Source organism: Roseospirillum parvum (assembly GCF_900100455.1).
Classification (GTDB): Bacteria; Pseudomonadota; Alphaproteobacteria; order Rhodospirillales; family Rhodospirillaceae; genus Roseospirillum; species Roseospirillum parvum.
This window is the reverse complement of the sequence record NZ_FNCV01000005.1, coordinates 152526-171609: the sequence shown is the minus strand read 5'-3', so window position 1 is coordinate 171609 and position 19084 is coordinate 152526. Positions and strand designations below refer to the sequence as shown.

The window sequence follows — 19084 nt, the reverse complement described above, 5'->3', positions numbered from 1 at the left end:
CGGCCGACACCGCCATGGCCCGTTCCTCGACCGTCTTCGTCTGCCAGTCCTGCGGCGCCGCCAGTCCCAAGTGGCAAGGCCGTTGCGATGCCTGCGGGGCCTGGAACAGCCTGATCGAGGAAACCCAGGAGCCGACCACCACCACCCCGGCCGGCCGCAAGCGCCGGCGCGGGGCCGGCCTGACCCTGGTCGATCTGGCCGGCGACAGCGCCCCGCCCCCGCCGCGCACCATCACCGGCATCGCCGAGCTGGACCGGGTGACCGGGGGCGGGCTGGTCGCCGGCTCGGTGCTGCTGCTGGGCGGCGACCCGGGGATCGGCAAGTCGACCATCCTGCTCCAGGCCCTGGCCCGGCTGGCCGAGGCCGGGCGGCGCACGGTCTATGTCTCCGGGGAAGAGGCGATCGACCAGATCCGCCTGCGCGCCGCCCGTCTGGGGCTGGACAAGGCGCCGGTCGGGCTGGCCGCGGCGACCGGGGTCGGCGACATCGTGGCCACCCTGGACGATCGCTCGACCCCGCCGCCCGAGGTGGTGGTCATCGATTCCATCCAGACCATGGTGCTGGACGGCCTGGACTCGGCCCCGGGCACGGTCAGCCAGGTGCGCGGCTGCGCCCACGAGCTGATCCGTCTGGCCAAGAAGCGGGGCTTCGTTTTGTTCCTGGTCGGCCACGTCACCAAGGAGGGCACCCTGGCCGGCCCCCGGGTGCTCGAGCACATGGTCGACACGGTGCTCTATTTCGAGGGCGAGCGGGGCCACCAGTTCCGCATCTTAAGGGCGGTCAAGAACCGCTTCGGGGCGACCGACGAGATCGGCGTCTTCGAGATGACCGACCGGGGCCTGTCCCAGGTCGCCAACCCCTCGGCCCTGTTCCTGGCCGAGCGGCGGGGCAACGTGTCGGGGGCCTGCGTCTTCGCCGGCATCGAGGGCACCCGGCCCATGCTGGTCGAGATCCAGGCCCTGGTCGCCGCCCCCGGTGGTGGCGGCACGCCGCGCCGCGCCGTGGTCGGCTGGGACCAGTCGCGGTTGGCCATGCTGCTGGCCGTGCTGGAGGCGCGCTGTGGCATCGCGCTGGGCGGCCGTGATGTCTATCTGAACGTCGCCGGCGGCCTGCGCATCAGCGAGCCGGCCGCCGATCTGGCGGTGGCCGCGGCTCTCTTGTCCAGCGCCGCCGACCAGCCGATGCCGGCCGACACCGTGGTTTTCGGCGAGATCGGCCTGTCCGGCGAGGTGCGCCCGGTGGCCCAGCGCGACCCGCGCCTGAAGGAAGCCGCCAAGCTGGGCTTCGCCGAGGCGCTGATTCCGCGCCAGCGCCAGCCCGACAAACCCGCGACAGCCGGTCCGGAAGGGCTTAAAGTGCGCCCGCTCGGCCACCTGATGGATCTGGCCGAGCTGTTTGCCCTGCCCGCCGCCCCGTCCAGCCCCTCCCAGTCCGGCTGAAAGGCCCTGCCGCGACCATGCAAGAGTTGCCCGTCAACATCGTCGACCTGGTGGTCATCGCGCTGCTGTTGCTGTCGGGGGTTCTCGCCTTCTTCCGGGGCTTCGTGCACGAGGTGCTGGCCATCGCCGCGTGGATCGGCGCCGCCCTGGCCGCCCTCTTCGGGTTGCCCCACGCGCGGGAACTCGCCCGCCAGCTCATTCCCATCGACTGGGCGGCCGACGCCGCCGCCGGCGGGGCCATCTTCCTGATCGTCCTGGTGCTGTTGTCGCTGCTTACCCGGATGATTTCCCAGCGCGTCCAGGAAAGCGCCCTGAACAGCCTGGACCGGGCGCTGGGCTTCCTGTTCGGGTTGGCCCGGGCGGTGCTGTTCCTGGCCATCGCCCACGTCTTCCTGGTCTGGCTGTTCCCGCCCGACAACCAGCCCCAGTGGATGGCCCAGTCGCGCACCCTGCCGCTGATCGCCGAGGTCTCGCAGCGCCTGGAGGGCATGGTCCCCGAGTCGCTGAAAAGCGACGCCGAGGGGGCCGCCCGCGATGCCGCCGACAAGGCCCAGCAGGCCATCGAGGCCGAACGCCAGTTCCGCCAGCTCACCAGCCCGCCGCCGGAAGCCCCTGAGGACTCCGGAGAATCGGATCAACCGGGCTACGGCGAGGACGCCCGACAGGACATGGACCGCCTGATCCAGTCCACGCAATAGCCAGAACCCCTGCCCAAACGCTCCCCGGTGCCCTATATAGGGCGCCAGGGGGGGTTATCCTGAACGCCGCATAAGGTCGCCGATGCCCGTCTATCCCCCCATCCCCCCCCTTCCCGCCCCGGCCACCGAGGTGGGCGATGACCGCTTCCACGAGGAATGCGGCGTCTTCGGCATAATTGGCGAGCCCGACGCCGCCGCCAAGACCGCCTTTGGCCTGCACGCCCTGCAACACCGCGGGCAGGAGGCCGCCGGCATCTGCTCGTTCGACGGCGAGCACTTCCACAGCCACCGGGGCATCGGCCACGTCAGCCGGGTCTTCAAGTCGGACAAGGTGATCAACCGCCTGCCGGGCACCTCGGCGATCGGCCACAACCGCTATTCGACCAGCGGCGACACGGTGCTGCGCAACGTCCAGCCGTTCTACGCCGATCTTGCCTTCGGCGGCGTCGCCATCGCCCACAACGGCAACCTGACCAACGCCGTGACCCTGCGCCAGCGGCTGGTCGGCGAGGGCTCGATCTTCTCCTCCACCTCCGATACCGAGGTCATCGTGCACCTGATCGCCCGGGCCGCGGCGAGCAGTGTCGAGGATCGCCTGATCGAGGCCATGCGCCAGGTCGAGGGAGCCTATTCGCTGGTCGCCCTGACCGCCCAGGGGCTGGTCGGCATGCGCGACCCGTTCGGCATCCGCCCGCTGGTCCTGGGCCGCCAGGGCGGGGCGATGATCCTGGCCAGCGAGACCTGCGCGCTCGACATCATCGGCGCCGAATACGTGCGCGACATCGCGCCGGGCGAGATGATCGTCATCGACCGCGCCGGCGAGATCCGCTCGCTGCAACCGTTTCCGCCCCAGCAGCGCCAGTTCTGCGTCTTCGAGTACATCTACTTCGCCCGCCCGGACAGCGTCTGCGAGGGGCTGTCGGTCTACGGGGCGCGCAAGGCCATCGGCCGCGAGCTGGCGCTGGAAAGCCACCTGCCGGTCGACGTGGTGGTGCCGGTGCCCGACTCGGGCGTCCCGGCGGCCCTGGGCTACGCCGAGGAGTCGGGCGTGCCGTTCGAGTTCGGCATCATCCGCAACCACTACGTGGGCCGCACCTTCATCCAGCCGACCCAGAAAACCCGCGACCTGGGGGTCAAGCGCAAACACAACGCCAACCCGGCAATCGTCAAGGACAAGCGCGTTCTTCTGGTCGATGACTCCATCGTGCGCGGCACCACCTCGATCAAGATCGTCGACATGGTCCGCCAGGCCGGGGCGCGCGAGGTGCACATGCGCATCTCCTCGCCGCCCACCGCCTGGCCCTGCTACTACGGCATCGACACCCCGGAGCGGGACCGCCTGCTCGCCGCCCGCTACGACCTGGACGCCATGCGCGACCTGTTGGGGGTGGACAGCCTGCACTACATCTCGCTGGACGGCCTCTACCGGGCGGTCGGCGAACCGGGGCGCGACCCCGGCGCCCACCGCTTCTGCGATGCCTGCTTCACCGGCGACTACCACCAGCCGCTGACCGACCGCGACAGCGGGCCCGGCCCGGAACAGCTCTCTCTACTGACCGAGAAAAGGAAATAGACATGCCACTGATGGACGGCCGCGTCGCCCTGGTCACCGGTGCCTCGCGGGGCATCGGCCGGGCGGTGGCCCGCCGCTACGCCGAGGAAGGGGCCCACGTCATCGCCCTCGCCCGCTCCCAGGCCGGGCTTGAGGAGCTGGACGACGAGGTGCGCGCGGCCGGCCTGCCCGGCCTGACCCTGATCGTCGAGGATCTGACCAAGCTGGACGCCATCGACCGCATCGCGGTGGCCATCTACGAGCGTTTCAAGAAGCTCGATGTGCTGGTCGCCAACGCCGGGCTGATCGGCGAGCTGGCCCCCATGCACCAGATCGACCCGGCCGAGTGGGAGAAGGTGCTGACCGTCAACCTGACCGCCAACTTCCGCCTGCTGCGCGGCTTCGACCCGCTGCTCAGGGCCTCCGAGGCGGGGCGGGCGATCTACGTCTCCTCCGGCGCCGCCCAGGGCATCCGCCCCTACTGGGGCCCCTACGCGGTTTCCAAGGCGGGGCTCGAGATGATGGTCCGCAGCTACGCCGCCGAGGTGGAAAAGGTGACCAACATCCGCGCCAACCTGCTCGACCCCGGGGCGACGCGCACCAAGATGCGCCAGATCGCCTATCCCGGCGAGCACCCGGACACCCTGAAGCCCCCGGAAGCCCTGGCCGACCTGTTCGTCGAGATGAGCCGCCCGGCGTTCACCAAGAGCGGCGAGCTGGTGACCTACACCCCGCCCGCCGGCTGAGCCACCGGGGGGCTGCCGCGCCCACAAAAAAACCGTCATGCGCGGACCAGCTCCGTGCATGACGGTTTTTTTGTGGGCGCCAGACTTGCCCAATCCCGACCGGGCGGGGCGCTGCGATCAGAAGGCGCGTTCCAGCGAGAAGTCGGCGACGTCCAGCAGGATGCGGCGCATCGGGTTGTCGGGGAACACCTCCAGCGCCTGCCGGGCTTCCTCGACATAGGCGCGGGCCTGGGCCTGGGCGTCGTCCAGGGCGTTGTGGCGCCGCATCAGCTCCATGGCGTGTTCCAGATCGCCGTCATGGATGTCCTGGTCGCCCAGGCAGCGCTGCCAGAAGGCGCGTTCCTCGTCGCTGCCGCGCTCGATGGCCAGGATGGCCGGCAGGGTCACCTTGCCGTCGCGGAAGTCGTCGCCCACTTCCTTGCCCAGGGCCGCCTGTTCGGCCGAATAGTCCAGGGTGTCGTCGACCACCTGGAAGGCGGTGCCGAGGTTCATGCCATAGGTGGACAGGGCGTTGAGCTCGGCCTCGGGCCGCTGGGCGACCATGCCGCCGGCCCGGGCGGCGGCGGCGAACAGGGCCGCCGTCTTGCCCCGGATGACGTCCAGGTAGGCATCCCTGGTGGTCTCGATGTCGTTGGCGGTCAGAAGCTGCATCACCTCGCCTTCCGACAGGGTGGCACAGGCCCGGGACAGCAGGCGCATGGTCGGCAGGTCGCCATGGTCGACCAGCATCTCGAAGGCGCGCGAAAAGAGGAAATCGCCGACCAGCACGCTGGGTTCGTTGCCCCAGATGGCGTTGGCGCTTTCCCGACCGCGCCGCAGCTTGCTGTCATCAACCACGTCGTCGTGCAGCAGGGTGGCGGTGTGGATGAACTCCACGCAGGTGGCGACCAGCACGTGGCCCGCCCCCTCGTAGCCGCACAGCCGGGCGGTGGCCAGGGTGAGCACCGGACGCAGCCGCTTGCCGCCGGCCGCCACCAGATGCCCGGCCAACTGCGGGATCAGGGCGACCGGGCTTTGCATCTGCTCGACGATGGTCCGGTTGACCGCCTTGAGGTCGTCGGCGACCATGGCGATCAGCGAGTCGAGGGGATTGGCCTTGGCGTCGGCCTGGGCCGGAGCGTTAGCGGAAGGGGCCACGGTGGATCGGTCCTTGAAGGTCTGTGTCGCGGGGGGCGCTGACGTAAAGTCAGGTTCGGCTTGGCAGCATAGGGACCCCATGCGGCGGGTCAAGCTTCTGGCGCCGGCGGGCCGCCGCCGGCGCGGTGTTTTTCGGCGGGTGTGACATGAAGGAACTGCTGCGGACCACCGATGTGGTGCTGATTTCGGCCCTCAAGGCGGCACTGGCCGAGGCCGGCATCCGGCTGGTCGAGCTGGACACCCACACCTCGGTGATGGAGGGCTCCATCGGCGCCCTGCCCCGGCGCATGATGGTCGCGGCGGCCGACCATGCGGTGGCGGCGCGCATCCTCGACGACCTGATGGCCGGCGACCATGGCTGAGCCGGCCGCAACCACCGACGCCGCAACCGACACCCTGCTCGGCGGGCGGGTGCGGCTCGACCAGGGGGACGGCTATCGGGTCTCCATGGATGCCGTGCTGCTCGCCGCCGCGGTGCCGGCCAGCCCCGGGCAGGCGGTGCTGGAGCTGGGCCTGGGCACCGGGGCGGCCAGCCTGTGTCTGGCCGCCCGGGTGCCCGGGCTCGACCTGACCGGGCTTGAGATCAATCCCGAGATGCGGGCCCGCTGCCGGCGCAATCTGGCCCTGAACGGCGCGGCGGTGCGGGTGGTGGCCGGCGACGTGGCGGCACCGCCGCCCGACGAGGTGCCGCGCGATGCCTACGATCAGGTGCTGTTGAACCCGCCCTACGGCGAACCCGGCCGCCATCGCGTGCCGCGCGATGCCACCCGCGCCCTGGCCCATGTGGAAGGCGGGGGACGGGAGGGGGGGGCCAGCCTGGCCGAGTGGATCGCCTGCGCCCATGGGCGGCTGAAAAGCGGCGGCTGGCTCAGCCTGATCCACCGCGCCGACCGGCTGGACGCGGTGCTGGCCCAGCTCCACGGGCGATTTGGCGCGATCACCGTCCTTCCCCTGTGGCCGATGGCCGACCGCCCGGCGCGGCGGGTGGTGGTGGTGGCCCGCAAGGGAGCGGCGACTCCGACCGCCCTGCTCCCCGGCCTGACCCTGCACCAGCCCGACGGCAGCCCCACCGAGGCGGCCCGCCGGGTGTTGGCCGACATGGCCCCGCTGATGGCCGCGCGCCCCGGCTTGACCTGAAGGGGCGTGGTTGGTCATAACCAACCTCACCATGTTCGGACTGAGCCTGACCAAGATCCTGTTCACCGTCGCCCTGATCGCGGTGGCCTGGCTGATCTTCAGCCGCAGCCAGCGTGACCGGGAGCTGTCGGCGCGTCGCCGCGAGTCCGAGTCCCTGAAGGACCGGGTCGAGCGGGTGGCCCGCGAGGCGGTCCGCCGGCGCAGCGGCGAGCCGCCGGCCGCCCCGGTGGAAGACCTGATCGAGTGCCCCGACTGCGGCCGCTTCATCCCCCACGGCACGCGCTGTGAATGCGGCTGGAAGGGATGAGGTCGTCATCCCTTTCACCGCCCAGGCCCGCCCCCCTGCCGCCGCCTGATCGCCACCACCCAAGGACCTTGCCATGAGCGCCGCGCCGGGCCGCGATTTCCAGTCCCTGATCCTCACCCTTCACCGCTACTGGGCGGAGCAGGGCTGCGTCATCCTGCAACCCTACGACATGGAAGTGGGCGCCGGCACCTTCCACCCGGCCACCACCCTGCGCGCCCTGTGGCCGCCCAGGTGGAACTGCGCCTACGTCCAGCCGTCGCGCCGGCCGACCGACGGGCGCTATGGCGAGAACCCCAACCGGCTGCAGCACTACTACCAGTATCAGGTGCTGATGAAGCCGGCCCCGGCCGACATCCAGGAGCTCTACCTGGGCAGCCTTGCGGCCATCGGCATCGACCCGTTGGCCCACGACATCCGCTTCGTGGAAGATGACTGGGAAAGCCCCACCCTGGGCGCCTGGGGCCTGGGCTGGGAGGTCTGGTGCGACGGCATGGAGGTGACCCAGTTCACCTACTTCCAGCAGGTCGGCGGCATCGAGTGCGACCCGGTGCCGGCCGAGCTGACCTACGGCCTGGAGCGGCTGGCCATGTACGTGCAGGGGGTGGAGAACGTCTACGACCTCGACTTCAACGGCGCCGGGGTGAGCTATCGCGACGTCTTCCACGCCGCCGAGGTGGAGTACTCGCGCCACAACTTCGAGCTCGCCGACACCGAGCAGTTGTTCCGCCACTTCACCGACGCCGAGGCCGAGTGCGCCCGCTTGATCGAGGCCGGCCTCGCCCTGCCCGCCTACGATCAGGCGATCAAGGCCAGCCACCGCTTCAACCTGCTGGATGCGCGCGGCGTCATCTCGGTGGCCGAGCGGCAGGCCTACATCGGCCGGGTGCGCGCCCTCACCCGCATGTGCTGCGAACAGTTCGTCAAGAACAACGCCCCCGCCCAAGGCTGACCGAAAACCCATGTCCGAACTGCTGCTCGAAATCCTCTCCGAAGAGATCCCGGCCCGCATGCAGGCCCGGGCGGCCGACGACCTGAAGGCCCTGGTGCTGAAAGGCATCGAGGCCCAGGGTCTCGGCCACTCCTCGGCCACCGCCCAGGTCACGCCGCGCCGCCTGACCCTGATCGTCGAGGGCCTGCCGGCGCAAAGCCCGGACATCGAGGAAGAAAAGAAAGGCCCCAAGCTGGACGCCCCCGAAGCCGCCCTCGCCGGCTTCCTGAAGGCCAACGGGCTCACCTCGGTGGAGCAGGCCGAGGTGCGCGAGCTGGCCAAGGGGAAGTTCTATTTCGCGGTCCGCAAGGTGCCCGGCCGCCCGGCGCCGGAGGTGCTGAAAGAGGTCATCGAAGGGGCCCTGGCCGCCTTCCCCTGGCCCAAGTCCATGCGCTGGGCCGGCGACACCACCCGCTGGGTGCGCCCCATCCGCTCGCTGCTCTGCCTGTTCGCCGGACAGGTGGTGCCGGTGGGCTTCGCCGGGCTGGTCGCCGGCGCCACCACCCGGGGCCATCGCTTCCTGGCGCCCGAGCCCTTCACCGTCCACGACGCCGCCGACTACCAGGGCCGGCTGATGGAAGCCTGGGTGATGCTCGACCGCGAGGACCGCAAGCAGGCGATCCGCGAGCAGGCCGCCAAGCTGGCCCGTCTGGAGGGCCTTCAGGTCCGCGAGGACCCCGGCCTGCTCGAGGAGGTGGCCGGGCTGGTCGAGTGGCCCGAGGTGCTGCTCGGCCGTTTCGACGACGCATTCATGGACCTGCCGCCGGAAGTGCTGATCACCGAGATGCGCAGCCACCAGAAGTACTTCGCCCTGGTCGACCAGGAGGGCCGGCTGGCCCCGCGCTTCCTGGTCGTCGCCAACCTGCCGGACGATGACCAGGGCCGCGCCGCCACCATCGTTGCCGGCAACGAAAGGGTGCTCAAGGCCCGCCTCTCCGACGGCCGCTTCTTCTGGGATCAGGACCGCACCCGGCGCCTCGAGGACCTGCTGCCCGGCCTCGCCGAGCGCGTCTTCTACCAGGGCCTGGGAACCATGGCCGACAAGGCCGAGCGGCTGGGCAACCTGGCCGCCAATCTGGCCCCGGCGGTGGCCGCCGAGGCCGATCAGGCGCGCACCGCCGGCCGCCTCGCCAAGGCCGATCTGGCCAGCCACATGGTCGGCGAGTTCCCCGAGCTTCAGGGCATCATGGGCGGCCACTACGCCCGCCACAACGGCCTGCCCGAGGCGGTCGCCGAGGCCATCCGCACCCACTACAGCCCGGCCGGGCCCAACGACGCCTGCCCCACCCAGCCGGTCGCCGTGGCGGTCGCCCTGGCCGACAAGATCGACACCCTGGTCGGCTTCTGGGCGATCGGCGAGAAACCGACCGGCTCGAAGGACCCCTTCGCCCTGCGCCGCGCCGCCCTTGGCGTCATTCGGCTGATCCTGGAGAACGGGCTCAGGCTGTCGCTGAAGGAGGTCTTCGCCGCCGCCGCCGCCCAGTACGGCGCCGCCGCCGAGAACTTCGACGCCGACGACCTGCTGGCCTTCCTGGCCGAGCGCCTGAAGGTCCACCTGCGCGAGGACGGGGTGCGCCACGACCTGATCGACGCCGTCTTCGCCCTGGGCGAGGACGACATCGCCATCGCCGTCAAGCGCATTTCGGCCCTCACCGACTTCCTCAACAGCGACGACGGGGCCAACCTGCTGGCCGCCCACAAGCGGGCCGCCAACATCCTGCGTATTGAACAGAAAAAGGACGGCACCACCTATGACGGGGGGGTTGATCCGAAAGCTCTTGCGGAACCGGCCGAACAGGCGCTGCATCAGGCGCTGGAAAACGCCCGTCCGGCCGTCGATAAGCTGATGGAGCGGCAAGACTTCGCCGCCGTCATGTCCACCTTGGCCCGGCTGCGGGCGCCGCTCGACGCCTTTTTCGACACCGTCACCGTCAACAGCGACACGCCGCACCTGCGCATCAACCGTCTGGCCTTGCTCAATGTCATCGTCGCCACCACCAACCGGGTGGCAGACTTCGCCCGCATCGACGGCTGAGCACACGGCCCGTCGCCGATCCGTCACCACCGGTTCCGCCACCGACCCGTCAGCATGGGGCGGTGCAAGCCGGCACCACAAGTTTGGCACCACAAGTTGGCACCACACATTCAAGGGGCGCCCCGCCCGTCCACGGGGCGCGAAGCGAGGGGAGAGAAAGCCGATGGCTAAGTGGGTCTACACCTTTGGCGATGGCCAGGCCGAAGGCCGCGCCGACATGAAAAACCTGCTCGGGGGCAAGGGCGCCAACCTGGCCGAGATGGCCAGCCTGGGCCTGCCCGTGCCGGCCGGCTTCACCATCACCACCGAGCTTTGCACCTACTTCTACGACAACGGCCGCACCTACCCGGCCGAGCTGGAAGCCCAGGTCGACGCCGCCCTGGCCCACGTCGAGCAGGTGATGGACGCCAAGTTCGGCGACCCCGACAACCCGCTGCTGGTCTCGGTGCGCTCCGGCGCCCGGGCCTCCATGCCGGGGATGATGGACACCGTGCTCAACCTGGGCCTGAACGACACCACCGTGGAAGGCCTGATCAAGCGCTCCGAGGACGCCCGCTTCGGCTACGACTCCTACCGCCGCTTCGTGCAGATGTACGGCAACGTGGTGCTGGGCATCGAGGGCTCGCACTTCGACCAGTTGCTGGAGGAGATGAAGGACGACCGCGGGGTCGATCTCGACACCGAGCTCAAGGCCGAGGACTGGAAGGAACTGGTCGGCGCCTTCAAGGCCCTGGTCGAGCGCGAGACCGGCCAGCCCTTCCCGGAAACCCCCAAGCAGCAGATGTGGGGCGCCATCGGGGCCGTTTTCGGCTCGTGGATGAACAAGCGCGCCATCACCTATCGCAAGCTGCACGACATCCCGGCCTCGTGGGGCACCGCGGTCAACGTGCAGGCCATGGTGTTCGGCAACATGGGCGACGACTGCGCCACCGGCGTCGCCTTCACCCGCGACCCGGCGACCGGCGAGAACGCCTTCTACGGCGAATATCTGGTCAACGCCCAGGGCGAGGACGTGGTGGCCGGCATCCGCACCCCGCAGAACATCTCGCTGGCCGGCAAGGCGCGCAACCAGTCGCCGCTGCCGGCCATGGAAGAGGTCATGCCGGAGCTCTACCGCCAGCTCGACGGCATCCGCGAGCGCCTGGAAAGGCACTACACCGACATGCAGGACATGGAGTTCACCATCCAGCAGAACAAGCTGTGGATGCTCCAGACCCGCACCGGCAAGCGGACCAGTGCCGCCTCGCTGAAGATCGCCGTCGACATGGCGCGCGAAGGCCTGATCGACCAGACCACCGCCATCTCGCGCATCGATCCGGCGCAGCTCGACCAGTTGCTGCACCCCATGCTCGACCCCAAGGCCGACAAGCAGGTGCTGACCAAGGGCCTGCCCGCCTCGCCGGGGGCCGCCTCGGGCCAGATCGTGTTCACCGCCGACGAGGCCGAGGACTGGGCCAAGCGCGGCCTGAAGGTGATCCTGGCCCGCGTCGAGACCAGCCCCGAGGACATCGGCGGCATGCACGTCGCCGAGGGCATCCTGACCAGCCGCGGCGGCATGACCAGCCACGCCGCCGTGGTCGCCCGCGGCATGGGCACGCCCTGCGTCGCCGGGGCCGGCGGCATCCGCATCGACGCCAGCGCCAAGACCCTGTCGGTCGGCGGCACGGTGCTGAAAGAAGGCGACACCCTGACCCTGGACGGCGCCACCGGCGAGGTCATCGCCGGCGAGGTGCCGACCATCCAGCCCGAGCTGACCGGCGACTTCGGCACCCTGATGGAGTGGGTCGACAAGATCCGCCGCCTGAAGGTGCGCACCAACGCCGAAACCCCGGAAGACGCCCGCACCGCCATCAAGTTCGGCGCCCAGGGCATCGGCCTGTGCCGCACCGAGCACATGTTCTTCGACCCCAAGCGCATCACCCACATGCGCCAGATGATCCTGGCCGACAGCGAGGCCAACCGCCGCGCCGCCCTTGAGCACCTGCTGCCCTACCAGCGCCAGGACTTCGTCGAGCTGTTCACCATCATGCGCGGCCTGCCGGTCACCGTGCGCCTGCTCGATCCGCCGCTGCACGAGTTCCTGCCCCACGGCGACGCCGAGGTGGCCGAGGTCGCCCAGGCCGCCGGCACCACCCCGGACGAGGTGCGCCGGGCCGCCGCCCAGTTGTCCGAGCTCAACCCCATGCTCGGCCACCGCGGCTGCCGTCTGGGCATCACCTACCCCGAGATCTACGAGATGCAGGCCCAGGCCATCTTCGAGGCGGCGATCGAGGTCTCGAAAACCGACGGCGAGACCGTGGTCCCGGAGATCATGATCCCGCTGGTCGGCACCCAGGCCGAGTTCGACATGATGAAGGCCGTCATCGATCAGGTGGCCCAGAAGGTGTTCGCCGCCAGCGGCACCACCCTGACCTATCAGGTGGGCACCATGATCGAGCTGCCGCGCGCCGCCCTGGTCGCCGACGCCATCGCCAAGAACGCCGAGTTCTTCAGCTTCGGCACCAACGACCTGACCCAGACCACGCTGGGCATGAGCCGCGATGACTCCGGACCCTTCCTCGAGGTCTACCGCGACAAGGGGATCTACGAAAAAGACCCCTTCGCCTCGATCGACGTGGACGGGGTCGGCGCCCTGGTCGAACTGGCCGCCGAAAAGGGCCGCAAGACCCGCCCCGACATCAAGCTGGGCATCTGCGGCGAGCACGGGGGCGATCCCGCCTCGGTCCACTTCTGCGAAAGCGTCAACCTGGACTACGTCTCCTGCTCGCCCTACCGGGTGCCCATCGCCCGCCTCGCCGCCGCCCAGGCGGTGCTGCACAGCAAAGGCAGCGGCACCGCCTGAGGCGCCGCCGCGCGGCGGCTTGATGGGCCGCCGCCCCTCACGCGGGCCGCGCGCCAGCCGGGCGACGACGGCGCGCGTTGGGCCAAGACTAAAAAAGGGGCTCCGCCCCTTTGGAACCCCGCCGGGGGACCGAGGCGGTCCCCCGGACCCCCGCCAGTCGTTGTAGGTCCGCGCGCCGGCCAAGGCCTGCGTGCAAACAAGCCAGTGGAGGGGTGCACCCCGATTGCGTGCCCCTTCATTGGTTGTTTTCGCAGGCCAGCAAGGCTGGCCTGCAACCAAACACCATAAGCGTTCCACTCCGCAGGAGCGCCTGTTCACCAACGAATTGGCGGGGTCCGGGGGGACCGTCATTGGTTTTGCGCAAACCGTCGTCGGGAACCTTTCGGTTCCCTCGGGGTTTGCGCGGCCCCCCGGCGGGGGTTTGGGGGCGGAGCCCCCGAGTTCCCCGCACAGTGTCTTCCATCGATGATAGACATTCCCGCCGAAGGCGCAGAAAACTCTCCACGCCCCGTCAGCAGGATGGGGCGCCGGCGTCGCCCCTGCCCCTTGCGTCACGCCCGCATCCCCCCCCCGCCACGTCCCGGATAGGACATGCCCTTGGACATCCTCGCTCCCTTGACCGGACTCGATTCCATCACCCGCGGCCTTCTGGCGTTGTGCCTGGTGGCGGTGAGCGGCCTGCTGCTCGGCCGCCTGCGGGTGGGCGCCATTTCCCTGGGCATCGGCGGGGTGCTGTTCGCCGGCATCTTCTGGGGCCATGTGGGGGTGTCGGTCGATCCCGAGGTGGGGCATTTCCTGCGCGAGTTCGGACTGATCCTGTTCGTGTACACCATCGGCATCCAGGTGGGTCCGGGCTTCTTCTCGGCCCTGCGCCGCTCCGGATTGGCGCTGAACGGCATGGCGGCGACGCTGGTCGCGCTGTCGGTGCTGGTCGCCGCCGCCATCCATATCGGCTTTGACGTTCCCTTGCCGACCGTGCTGGGCCTGATGTCGGGGGCGACGACCAACACCCCTTCGCTGGGCGCGGCGAGCCAGATGCTGACCACCGTCGGCGCCGGTCCGGCCGACCTGGACGCCCCGGCGCTGGGCTATGCCGTGGCCTATCCGTTCGGCATCCTGGGCATCCTGGTGACCATGCTGCTGGTGCGCGCCGTGCTGCGCATCCGGGTCGATCAGGAACAGGCCGCCTTCGAGGACGCCCGCCAGACCGAGCGCCAGGAACTCCAGACCGTCACCGTCGAGGTCGCCAACACCAACCTGGACGGGGTTCCGATCAAGGAACTGCCCGGCCTGGAGGCGATGGAAATCGTGATCAGCCGGATCATGCGCGACGCCAAGGTGATGGTCGCCCACGGCGAGATGCCGGTACAGGTGGGCGACGTGATGCTGCTGGTCGGCCGTCCCGACCGGCTGCGCGACATGGTGCGCATCCTGGGCCGGCCGGTGGACACCGACCTCAAGACGGTGCCCTCCGAGGTCAAGTGGCGGCGCGTCGTGGTCACCCAGTCGGGCGTCCTGGGCAAGACCATCGGCGACCTGGACGTGCTGCACCGCCACGAGGCGGTGATCAGCCGGGTCACCCGGACCGGCATCGAGCTGACCCCCAGCCCCAGGCTGCGCCTTCAGTTCGGCGACATCTGCACGGTCATCGGCCAGCCCGCCAACCTGGACGCCGTGGCCGGGCTTCTGGGCAACCGCGAGCAGGCCCTGCAACAGGCGCAGATCCTGCCCATCTTCCTGGGCATCGCGTTGGGCGTGCTGCTGGGCTCCCTTCCCCTGGCCGTGCCCGGCATGCCGGCGCCCTTGAAGCTGGGGCTGGCCGGCGGCCCGTTGTTGGCCGCCATCCTGCTGGCCCGCCTGGGCCATCTCGGCCCCTTCGTCTGGTTCATGCCGCCGAGCGCCAACCACGCCCTGCGCGAGATCGGGATCGTGCTCTTCCTGGGCATCGTCGGGCTCAAGGCCGGTCAGGACTTCGTGGCCATCCTGACCGAGGGGGATGGCCTGCGGTGGATGCTGTTCGGCGCCCTGATCACCCTGATTCCCCTGGTGATCGTCGGCTTCATCGCGCGCCTCGCCCTGGGCATGAACTATCTCACCCTGTGCGGGCTGCTGGCCGGCGGCATGACGGACCCGCCGGCGCTGGCCTTCGCCAACGCCATCCGCCCGTCGGAGGCACCCGCCCTGGCCTATGCCACGGTCTACCCCCTGGTCATGGTGCTGCGCATCCTGGCGCCGCAGATCCTGGTTCTGCTGCTGTGGGTGTAGGGCGGCCCAGGTCCCGGGGGCCAGCGACGGCCCCCGGGTGAAGCGGGCCGGCTTAAAGCAGATCGCGCCCAATCTGAATCGCCAAGCGATTCAGATTGGGCGCGTGAATCTGCTCTCGATTCAATGATTTAGAGCACGGCCTCGCGTTTATCCGGGGTCACTTTGTGACCCCGGATAAACGCGAGGCCGTGCTCTCGATCTTAGATGTAGAGCCGATTTGAGCGAAAAATCTGGAACCACCAAGTGGTTCCGGTTTTTCGCTCTCGGCTCTAGCCGCGCGCGGCGGCGGCCATCTGGGCGGCGCGCTCGCGCTGCTCCAGTTCCAGGAACAGCTCGACCGTCCAACCGACACGGTTGTCGATGCGGCGCATGGCGCGGCCCAGGGGACCCGGCTCCAGCTTGGGCTCGGGGGCATTGCGGGCGGCATCGACCAGGAAGCGGTTGCAGACCAGCGGCGGCGACGGGTCGACCTCGGTGCGCCGCGCGGCGGCGGCCAGGGCCGAGGCGACCAGGGCGGCCTTGCGGTCACCGGGGACCACGGCCCGGCGGGTCACCGAATCGCCGCCGGCGCGCAGCACGTCATAGCCGATCTCGCGGTAGAACAGGCGGGCGGCGTGGATGGCCGGCCGGCAGCCCGAGGGCAGGCCGGCGATGCCGGTGGCGGCGCGGTCGTAGAGGCGGTCGGCCTCGGCCAGCAGGCGCTTGACGATGGAGGCCAGGGCCGGGCCCGGCTTGGGGTCGGCCAGCCAGCACTCGGGATCGAGCCCGACGCCGCGCATCCAGGCCCGGGGCAGGTAGATGCGGCCCCGGCGGGCGTCCTCGCCCACGTCGCGGCAGATGTTGGTCAACTGCATGGCCACGCCCAGATCGCAAGCCCGGGCCACCACCACCGGATCGCGGGCGCCGAGCAGCAGGCTCATCATGGCGCCCACGGTGCCGGCCACGCGGGCGGCGTAGTCGTGCAGGTCCTCCAGGGTTTCGTAGCGCTTATCCTGGCAGTCCCAGGCCATGCCTTCGAGCAGCGCGGCGGGCAGGGCGCGCGGGATGCCATAGAGGTCGACGGTTTCGGCGAAGGCACGGTCGGCCGGGGTGTCGAGCGGCCGCCCGGCATAGGCCAGGTCGAGTCGCTCGTACAGGCTTTCCACCGGCGCCAGGCCGGTCACCTCGCAGTCGTCCACCGTGTCGTCGGACAGCCGGCAGAAGGCGTAGATGGCATAGGCCGGGTCGCGCAACGGCGGCGGTAGCAGCAGCGAGGCGAAGAAGAAGCTGCGCGAGCCGCCACGGATCATTTCCCGGCAGGCGGCCTTGTCGCGGCGCCGGCCGAAATCGGGTTTAAGCCACGTTGCGCCCATCGGGAACCACCTTGTCCAGAACCCGGGCCGAGGAAACCACACCCGGCAGGCCCGCCCCGGGATGGGTGCTGGCGCCGACCAGATAGAGGCCGTCCACGTCCTCGCTCTTGTTGTGAGGCCGGAACCAGGCGCTTTGCGTGAACACCGGTTCCAGTCCGAAGGCCGCACCATACATGGACAACAGGTTGTCCTGGAAGTGGCGCGGCGTGATCACCTTGGAGGCCGTCACCCGCCCCTTGAGACCGGGCAGGACGGTTTCCTCCAGACGTTTTTCGACGGCCTGTCGATAGCTTTCGGTGCGGGTCTCGTCCCACACCTCGCCGCCGGCCAGATTGGGCACCGGCGACAGCACATAGAAGGTATCACATCCCTCGGGCGCCATCGAGGGATCGGTCGCCGTCGGCCGGTGCAGGTAGAGGCTGAAGTCCTCGGCCAGCACCTTGTGATGGAAGATGTCGTTGAGCAGACCCTTGTAGCGCGGCCCCAGGATGATCGAATGGTGGTCCACCTCGGGCCACGTGCCCTGGGTGCCGAAGTACCAGACGAACAGGCTCATGGAGTAGCGCGACTTGACCAGCTTGCGCTTGGTCCAGCGCTGGTTGGCCGCCGCCGGGACGAGGCGGCCGTAGGTCCAGGCGACGTCGGCGTTGGAGACCACCACCTTGGCCGGCAGGGTCTCGCCATCGGCCAGCCGGACCCCGGTGGCGCGGCCGTTGTCGACCGTGATCTCGGTGACCTCGCTGTTCAGGCGCACGGTCCCGCCCTGCCCCTCGATCAGGCCGACCAGCCCGCGCACCAGTTCGCCGGTGCCGCCCATGGTCCAGTGCACGCCCCAGTGGCGCTCCAGGTAGGCGATCAGGCTGTAGACCGAGGTGACCGAGAAGGGATTGCCGCCGATGAACAGCGGGTGGAAGGACAGGGCCAGACGCAGCCGTTCATCCTTCACGCAGGCCGCCACGTGCTGGTAGACGCTGCGCCACGCCTGATGCCGGGCCAGCCCAGGCACCGCCTTGGCCATGTCCATCAGGCTGGAGAAGGGCACGTCGCCCAACTCCTGGAAGCCGACCTTGAACACCGCCTCGCTTTCCTTGACGAAGCGCTCATAGCCCTCGACGTCGCCGGGCGACAGCTTGGCCACCTGCTGGCGCATGAACTCGGGATCGGCGTTGGCGGCGAAGGTCGAGCCGTCGTCGAAGCGGATGCGGTAGAACGGATCGAGCGGCTTCAGGGTGACGTCGTCGGCCAGCTTGCGGCCGCACAACTCCCACAACTCCTCGAACAGGAAGGGCGCGGTGACGATGGTCGGCCCGGCGTCGAAGACGTGGCCGTCCTGGCGGAACACCCGGGCCCGGCCGCCCGGACGGTCGAGCTGTTCCAGCACCGTCACCCGGTAGCCACGGGCGCCCAGGCGCACCGCCGCGGCCAGACCGCCGAAGCCGCTTCCGATGACAATCGCGTGGGGACGCTCCGAGGCGGAAGCGGACATGGAAGCCGGCCTGCTGTTGGAGGATGGGGAACTTTCAGTCATCCGTTAATAACCCTAGCATCAAGAGGAGCTTGGAGCAACTCGACCGGGCCGCGCGACGCCTCCATCCAGGGGTGCGCCGGCGCCGGAGAACATCAACAACCGGTTGGGATCAGCCGCTGTCGAGCGGGGTCAGGCCGGCGCTGCGGGCCTCGCCCACGATCAGCTCGGCCAGACGCCGCGGGTCTTCCTCGTGGGCCAGATGGCCCAGTCCGTCCAGGTGAACGGCCCGCCCGGCGTGGACCATGGCGGCCACCCGGTCGGCCACCTCGGGATCGACCGTGCGATCCAGCGCCCCGGCGACCAGGACCAGCGGCGTGGTCAGGGTCGGCAGGTCGGCCTGGAAGGTGTTGAGGTCCCAGCCGGCCATCATGCCCAGGGCACCGTGGGCATGGCCCGGGCAGCGCATCAGGTCGACGTAGTGGCCCAGCGTGCGGGCATCGACCTCGGAGCCGGTATCGGCGATCAGCTTGCGGGCCCGCTTGCCGCCGTCCAGGCCGGCGCTCCAGGCGAAGAAGCGCGGCACCAGCGGATTGGTGAACAAAAGCTTGGCGATCGGCGGGAAGATCGCCCCGGCGACTCCGGGGAAGGGCCGCAAGGCGCCGTTCAGGCTGATGATGGCGGCCGGATCAATGGCCCCGTCGAGCGCCATGCGGCAGAGAATCGCCGCCCCCGCCGAGTGGCCGACGACCAGGGCCGGATTGATCTCCAACCCCTCCAGCAACTGGCGCACGGCGCCGGCGACCCCGGGCAGGCTCAGGCGGTGCATGGGCAGCGGGCCGGTGAAGCCGTGCCCCGGCAGGTCCGGCGCGATGACCCGGAAATGGCGGGCCAGCAGCGGCATCAGCGCGCCCCAGGAGTGGGTCGCCGCCCCGGTGCCGTGCAGCAGCAGCACCACCGGCGCCTGATCGGGCCCCATCTCCTGGACATGCCAGCGCAGCCCGGCGACGGTGACGAAGCGGCTGCTTTCCCGGTTCGGCCAGTCGCGGCCTTCCTGGTCCCACTGCGGACGATCGGCGCTGAAGCTGAACATGGCGGCGTTCGGTCCCTGGCGGCGGCCC

The 19084-nt window shown here is 69.9% G+C and carries 15 protein-coding genes; 11 read left to right on the top strand and 4 right to left on the bottom strand.

Annotation, left to right across the window (positions count from 1 at the left end; genetic code table 11):
• Nucleotides 1-14: 14 nt before the first annotated feature.
• The 4 genes from radA (at nt 15) to BLR95_RS09230 (ending at nt 4435) form a co-directional block, all read left to right on the top strand.
• Nucleotides 15-1439: a DNA repair protein RadA gene (gene radA / locus BLR95_RS09245; protein ID WP_092618788.1), complete on the top strand. Its 1425-nt coding sequence runs from the start codon at nt 15-17 to the stop codon at nt 1437-1439.
• A gap of 17 nt (nt 1440-1456) precedes the next feature.
• The gene (locus BLR95_RS09240; RefSeq protein ID WP_092618785.1) at nt 1457-2137 is read left to right on the top strand and encodes a CvpA family protein; all 681 of its coding nucleotides are present in this window, start codon (nt 1457-1459) and stop codon (nt 2135-2137) included.
• 82 nt (nt 2138-2219) lie between these two features.
• Nucleotides 2220-3710 (top strand): amidophosphoribosyltransferase, encoded by a 1491-nt coding sequence (purF, locus tag BLR95_RS09235; RefSeq protein WP_092618782.1) that lies wholly within the window; start codon nt 2220-2222, stop codon nt 3708-3710.
• 2 nt (nt 3711-3712) lie between these two features.
• Complete coding sequence (locus BLR95_RS09230) at nt 3713-4435, top strand: SDR family NAD(P)-dependent oxidoreductase (protein WP_218119523.1); 723 nt, start codon at nt 3713-3715, stop codon at nt 4433-4435.
• A 117-nt stretch (nt 4436-4552) separates the two neighbouring features.
• On the opposite strand, the gene BLR95_RS09225 is transcribed toward BLR95_RS09230, so the two are convergent.
• Nucleotides 4553-5572: a polyprenyl synthetase family protein gene (locus BLR95_RS09225; protein ID WP_425438437.1), complete on the bottom strand. Its 1020-nt coding sequence runs from the start codon at nt 5570-5572 to the stop codon at nt 4553-4555.
• A gap of 146 nt (nt 5573-5718) precedes the next feature.
• On the opposite strand from BLR95_RS09225, the gene BLR95_RS09220 reads away from it, so the two are divergent.
• The 7 genes from BLR95_RS09220 (at nt 5719) to BLR95_RS09190 (ending at nt 15146) form a co-directional block, all read left to right on the top strand.
• The gene (locus BLR95_RS09220) at nt 5719-5934 is read left to right on the top strand and encodes a putative signal transducing protein (protein ID WP_092618777.1); all 216 of its coding nucleotides are present in this window, start codon (nt 5719-5721) and stop codon (nt 5932-5934) included.
• Nucleotides 5927-6709, top strand: a complete 783-nt coding sequence (locus tag BLR95_RS09215; RefSeq protein WP_092618774.1) for a tRNA1(Val) (adenine(37)-N6)-methyltransferase — start codon at nt 5927-5929, stop codon at nt 6707-6709. The genes BLR95_RS09220 and BLR95_RS09215 overlap by 8 nt, the downstream gene beginning before the upstream one ends.
• A 31-nt stretch (nt 6710-6740) precedes the next feature.
• Nucleotides 6741-7016, top strand: a complete 276-nt coding sequence (locus BLR95_RS09210) for a hypothetical protein (RefSeq protein ID WP_143130969.1) — start codon at nt 6741-6743, stop codon at nt 7014-7016.
• 73 nt (nt 7017-7089) lie between these two features.
• Nucleotides 7090-7965: a glycine--tRNA ligase subunit alpha gene (locus BLR95_RS09205; protein ID WP_092618768.1), complete on the top strand. Its 876-nt coding sequence runs from the start codon at nt 7090-7092 to the stop codon at nt 7963-7965.
• A 10-nt stretch (nt 7966-7975) separates the two neighbouring features.
• Entirely contained in the window at nt 7976-10039 is a 2064-nt protein-coding gene (glyS, locus tag BLR95_RS09200; protein WP_092618765.1) for a glycine--tRNA ligase subunit beta, read from the top strand.
• A 163-nt stretch (nt 10040-10202) separates the two neighbouring features.
• Nucleotides 10203-12881 carry a pyruvate, phosphate dikinase gene (ppdK, locus tag BLR95_RS09195; RefSeq protein ID WP_092618763.1) on the top strand — a complete coding sequence of 893 codons (2679 nt, stop codon included), beginning with the start codon at nt 10203-10205 and terminating at the stop codon, nt 12879-12881.
• 591 nt (nt 12882-13472) lie between these two features.
• On the top strand, nt 13473-15146 hold the full coding sequence (locus tag BLR95_RS09190) for a putative transporter (protein WP_092618761.1): 1674 nt from the start codon (nt 13473-13475) through the stop codon (nt 15144-15146).
• A gap of 269 nt (nt 15147-15415) precedes the next feature.
• Here BLR95_RS09190 and BLR95_RS09185 read toward each other — a convergent pair whose 3' ends face one another.
• From BLR95_RS09185 to bchO, 3 genes are all read right to left on the bottom strand, one after another.
• Complete coding sequence (locus BLR95_RS09185) at nt 15416-16498, bottom strand: phytoene/squalene synthase family protein (RefSeq protein WP_092618758.1); 1083 nt, start codon at nt 16496-16498, stop codon at nt 15416-15418.
• On the bottom strand, nt 16479-17984 hold the full coding sequence (locus BLR95_RS09180; RefSeq protein ID WP_092618755.1) for a phytoene desaturase: 1506 nt from the start codon (nt 17982-17984) through the stop codon (nt 16479-16481). The genes BLR95_RS09185 and BLR95_RS09180 overlap by 20 nt, the downstream gene beginning before the upstream one ends.
• 151 nt (nt 17985-18135) lie before the next feature.
• A complete protein-coding gene (bchO, locus tag BLR95_RS09175; protein WP_092618752.1) occupies nt 18136-19056 on the bottom strand; it encodes an alpha/beta fold hydrolase BchO in 921 nt (306 codons plus the stop codon).
• Between the last annotated feature and the right edge of the window lie 28 nt (nt 19057-19084).

Coding starts and splice junctions, on each gene's coding strand:
- radA (WP_092618788.1), top strand. CDS start 15: ATGGCCCGTTCCTCGACCGTCTTCGTCTGCCAGTCCTGCGGCGCCGCC.
- BLR95_RS09240 (WP_092618785.1), top strand. CDS start 1,457: ATGCAAGAGTTGCCCGTCAACATCGTCGACCTGGTGGTCATCGCGCTG.
- purF (WP_092618782.1), top strand. CDS start 2,220: ATGCCCGTCTATCCCCCCATCCCCCCCCTTCCCGCCCCGGCCACCGAG.
- BLR95_RS09230 (WP_218119523.1), top strand. CDS start 3,713: ATGCCACTGATGGACGGCCGCGTCGCCCTGGTCACCGGTGCCTCGCGG.
- BLR95_RS09220 (WP_092618777.1), top strand. CDS start 5,719: ATGAAGGAACTGCTGCGGACCACCGATGTGGTGCTGATTTCGGCCCTC.
- BLR95_RS09215 (WP_092618774.1), top strand. CDS start 5,927: ATGGCTGAGCCGGCCGCAACCACCGACGCCGCAACCGACACCCTGCTC.
- BLR95_RS09210 (WP_143130969.1), top strand. CDS start 6,741: ATGTTCGGACTGAGCCTGACCAAGATCCTGTTCACCGTCGCCCTGATC.
- BLR95_RS09205 (WP_092618768.1), top strand. CDS start 7,090: ATGAGCGCCGCGCCGGGCCGCGATTTCCAGTCCCTGATCCTCACCCTT.
- glyS (WP_092618765.1), top strand. CDS start 7,976: ATGTCCGAACTGCTGCTCGAAATCCTCTCCGAAGAGATCCCGGCCCGC.
- ppdK (WP_092618763.1), top strand. CDS start 10,203: ATGGCTAAGTGGGTCTACACCTTTGGCGATGGCCAGGCCGAAGGCCGC.
- BLR95_RS09190 (WP_092618761.1), top strand. CDS start 13,473: ATGCCCTTGGACATCCTCGCTCCCTTGACCGGACTCGATTCCATCACC.
- BLR95_RS09185 (WP_092618758.1), bottom strand. CDS start 16,498: ATGGGCGCAACGTGGCTTAAACCCGATTTCGGCCGGCGCCGCGACAAG.
- BLR95_RS09180 (WP_092618755.1), bottom strand. CDS start 17,984: ATGTCCGCTTCCGCCTCGGAGCGTCCCCACGCGATTGTCATCGGAAGC.
- bchO (WP_092618752.1), bottom strand. CDS start 19,056: ATGTTCAGCTTCAGCGCCGATCGTCCGCAGTGGGACCAGGAAGGCCGC.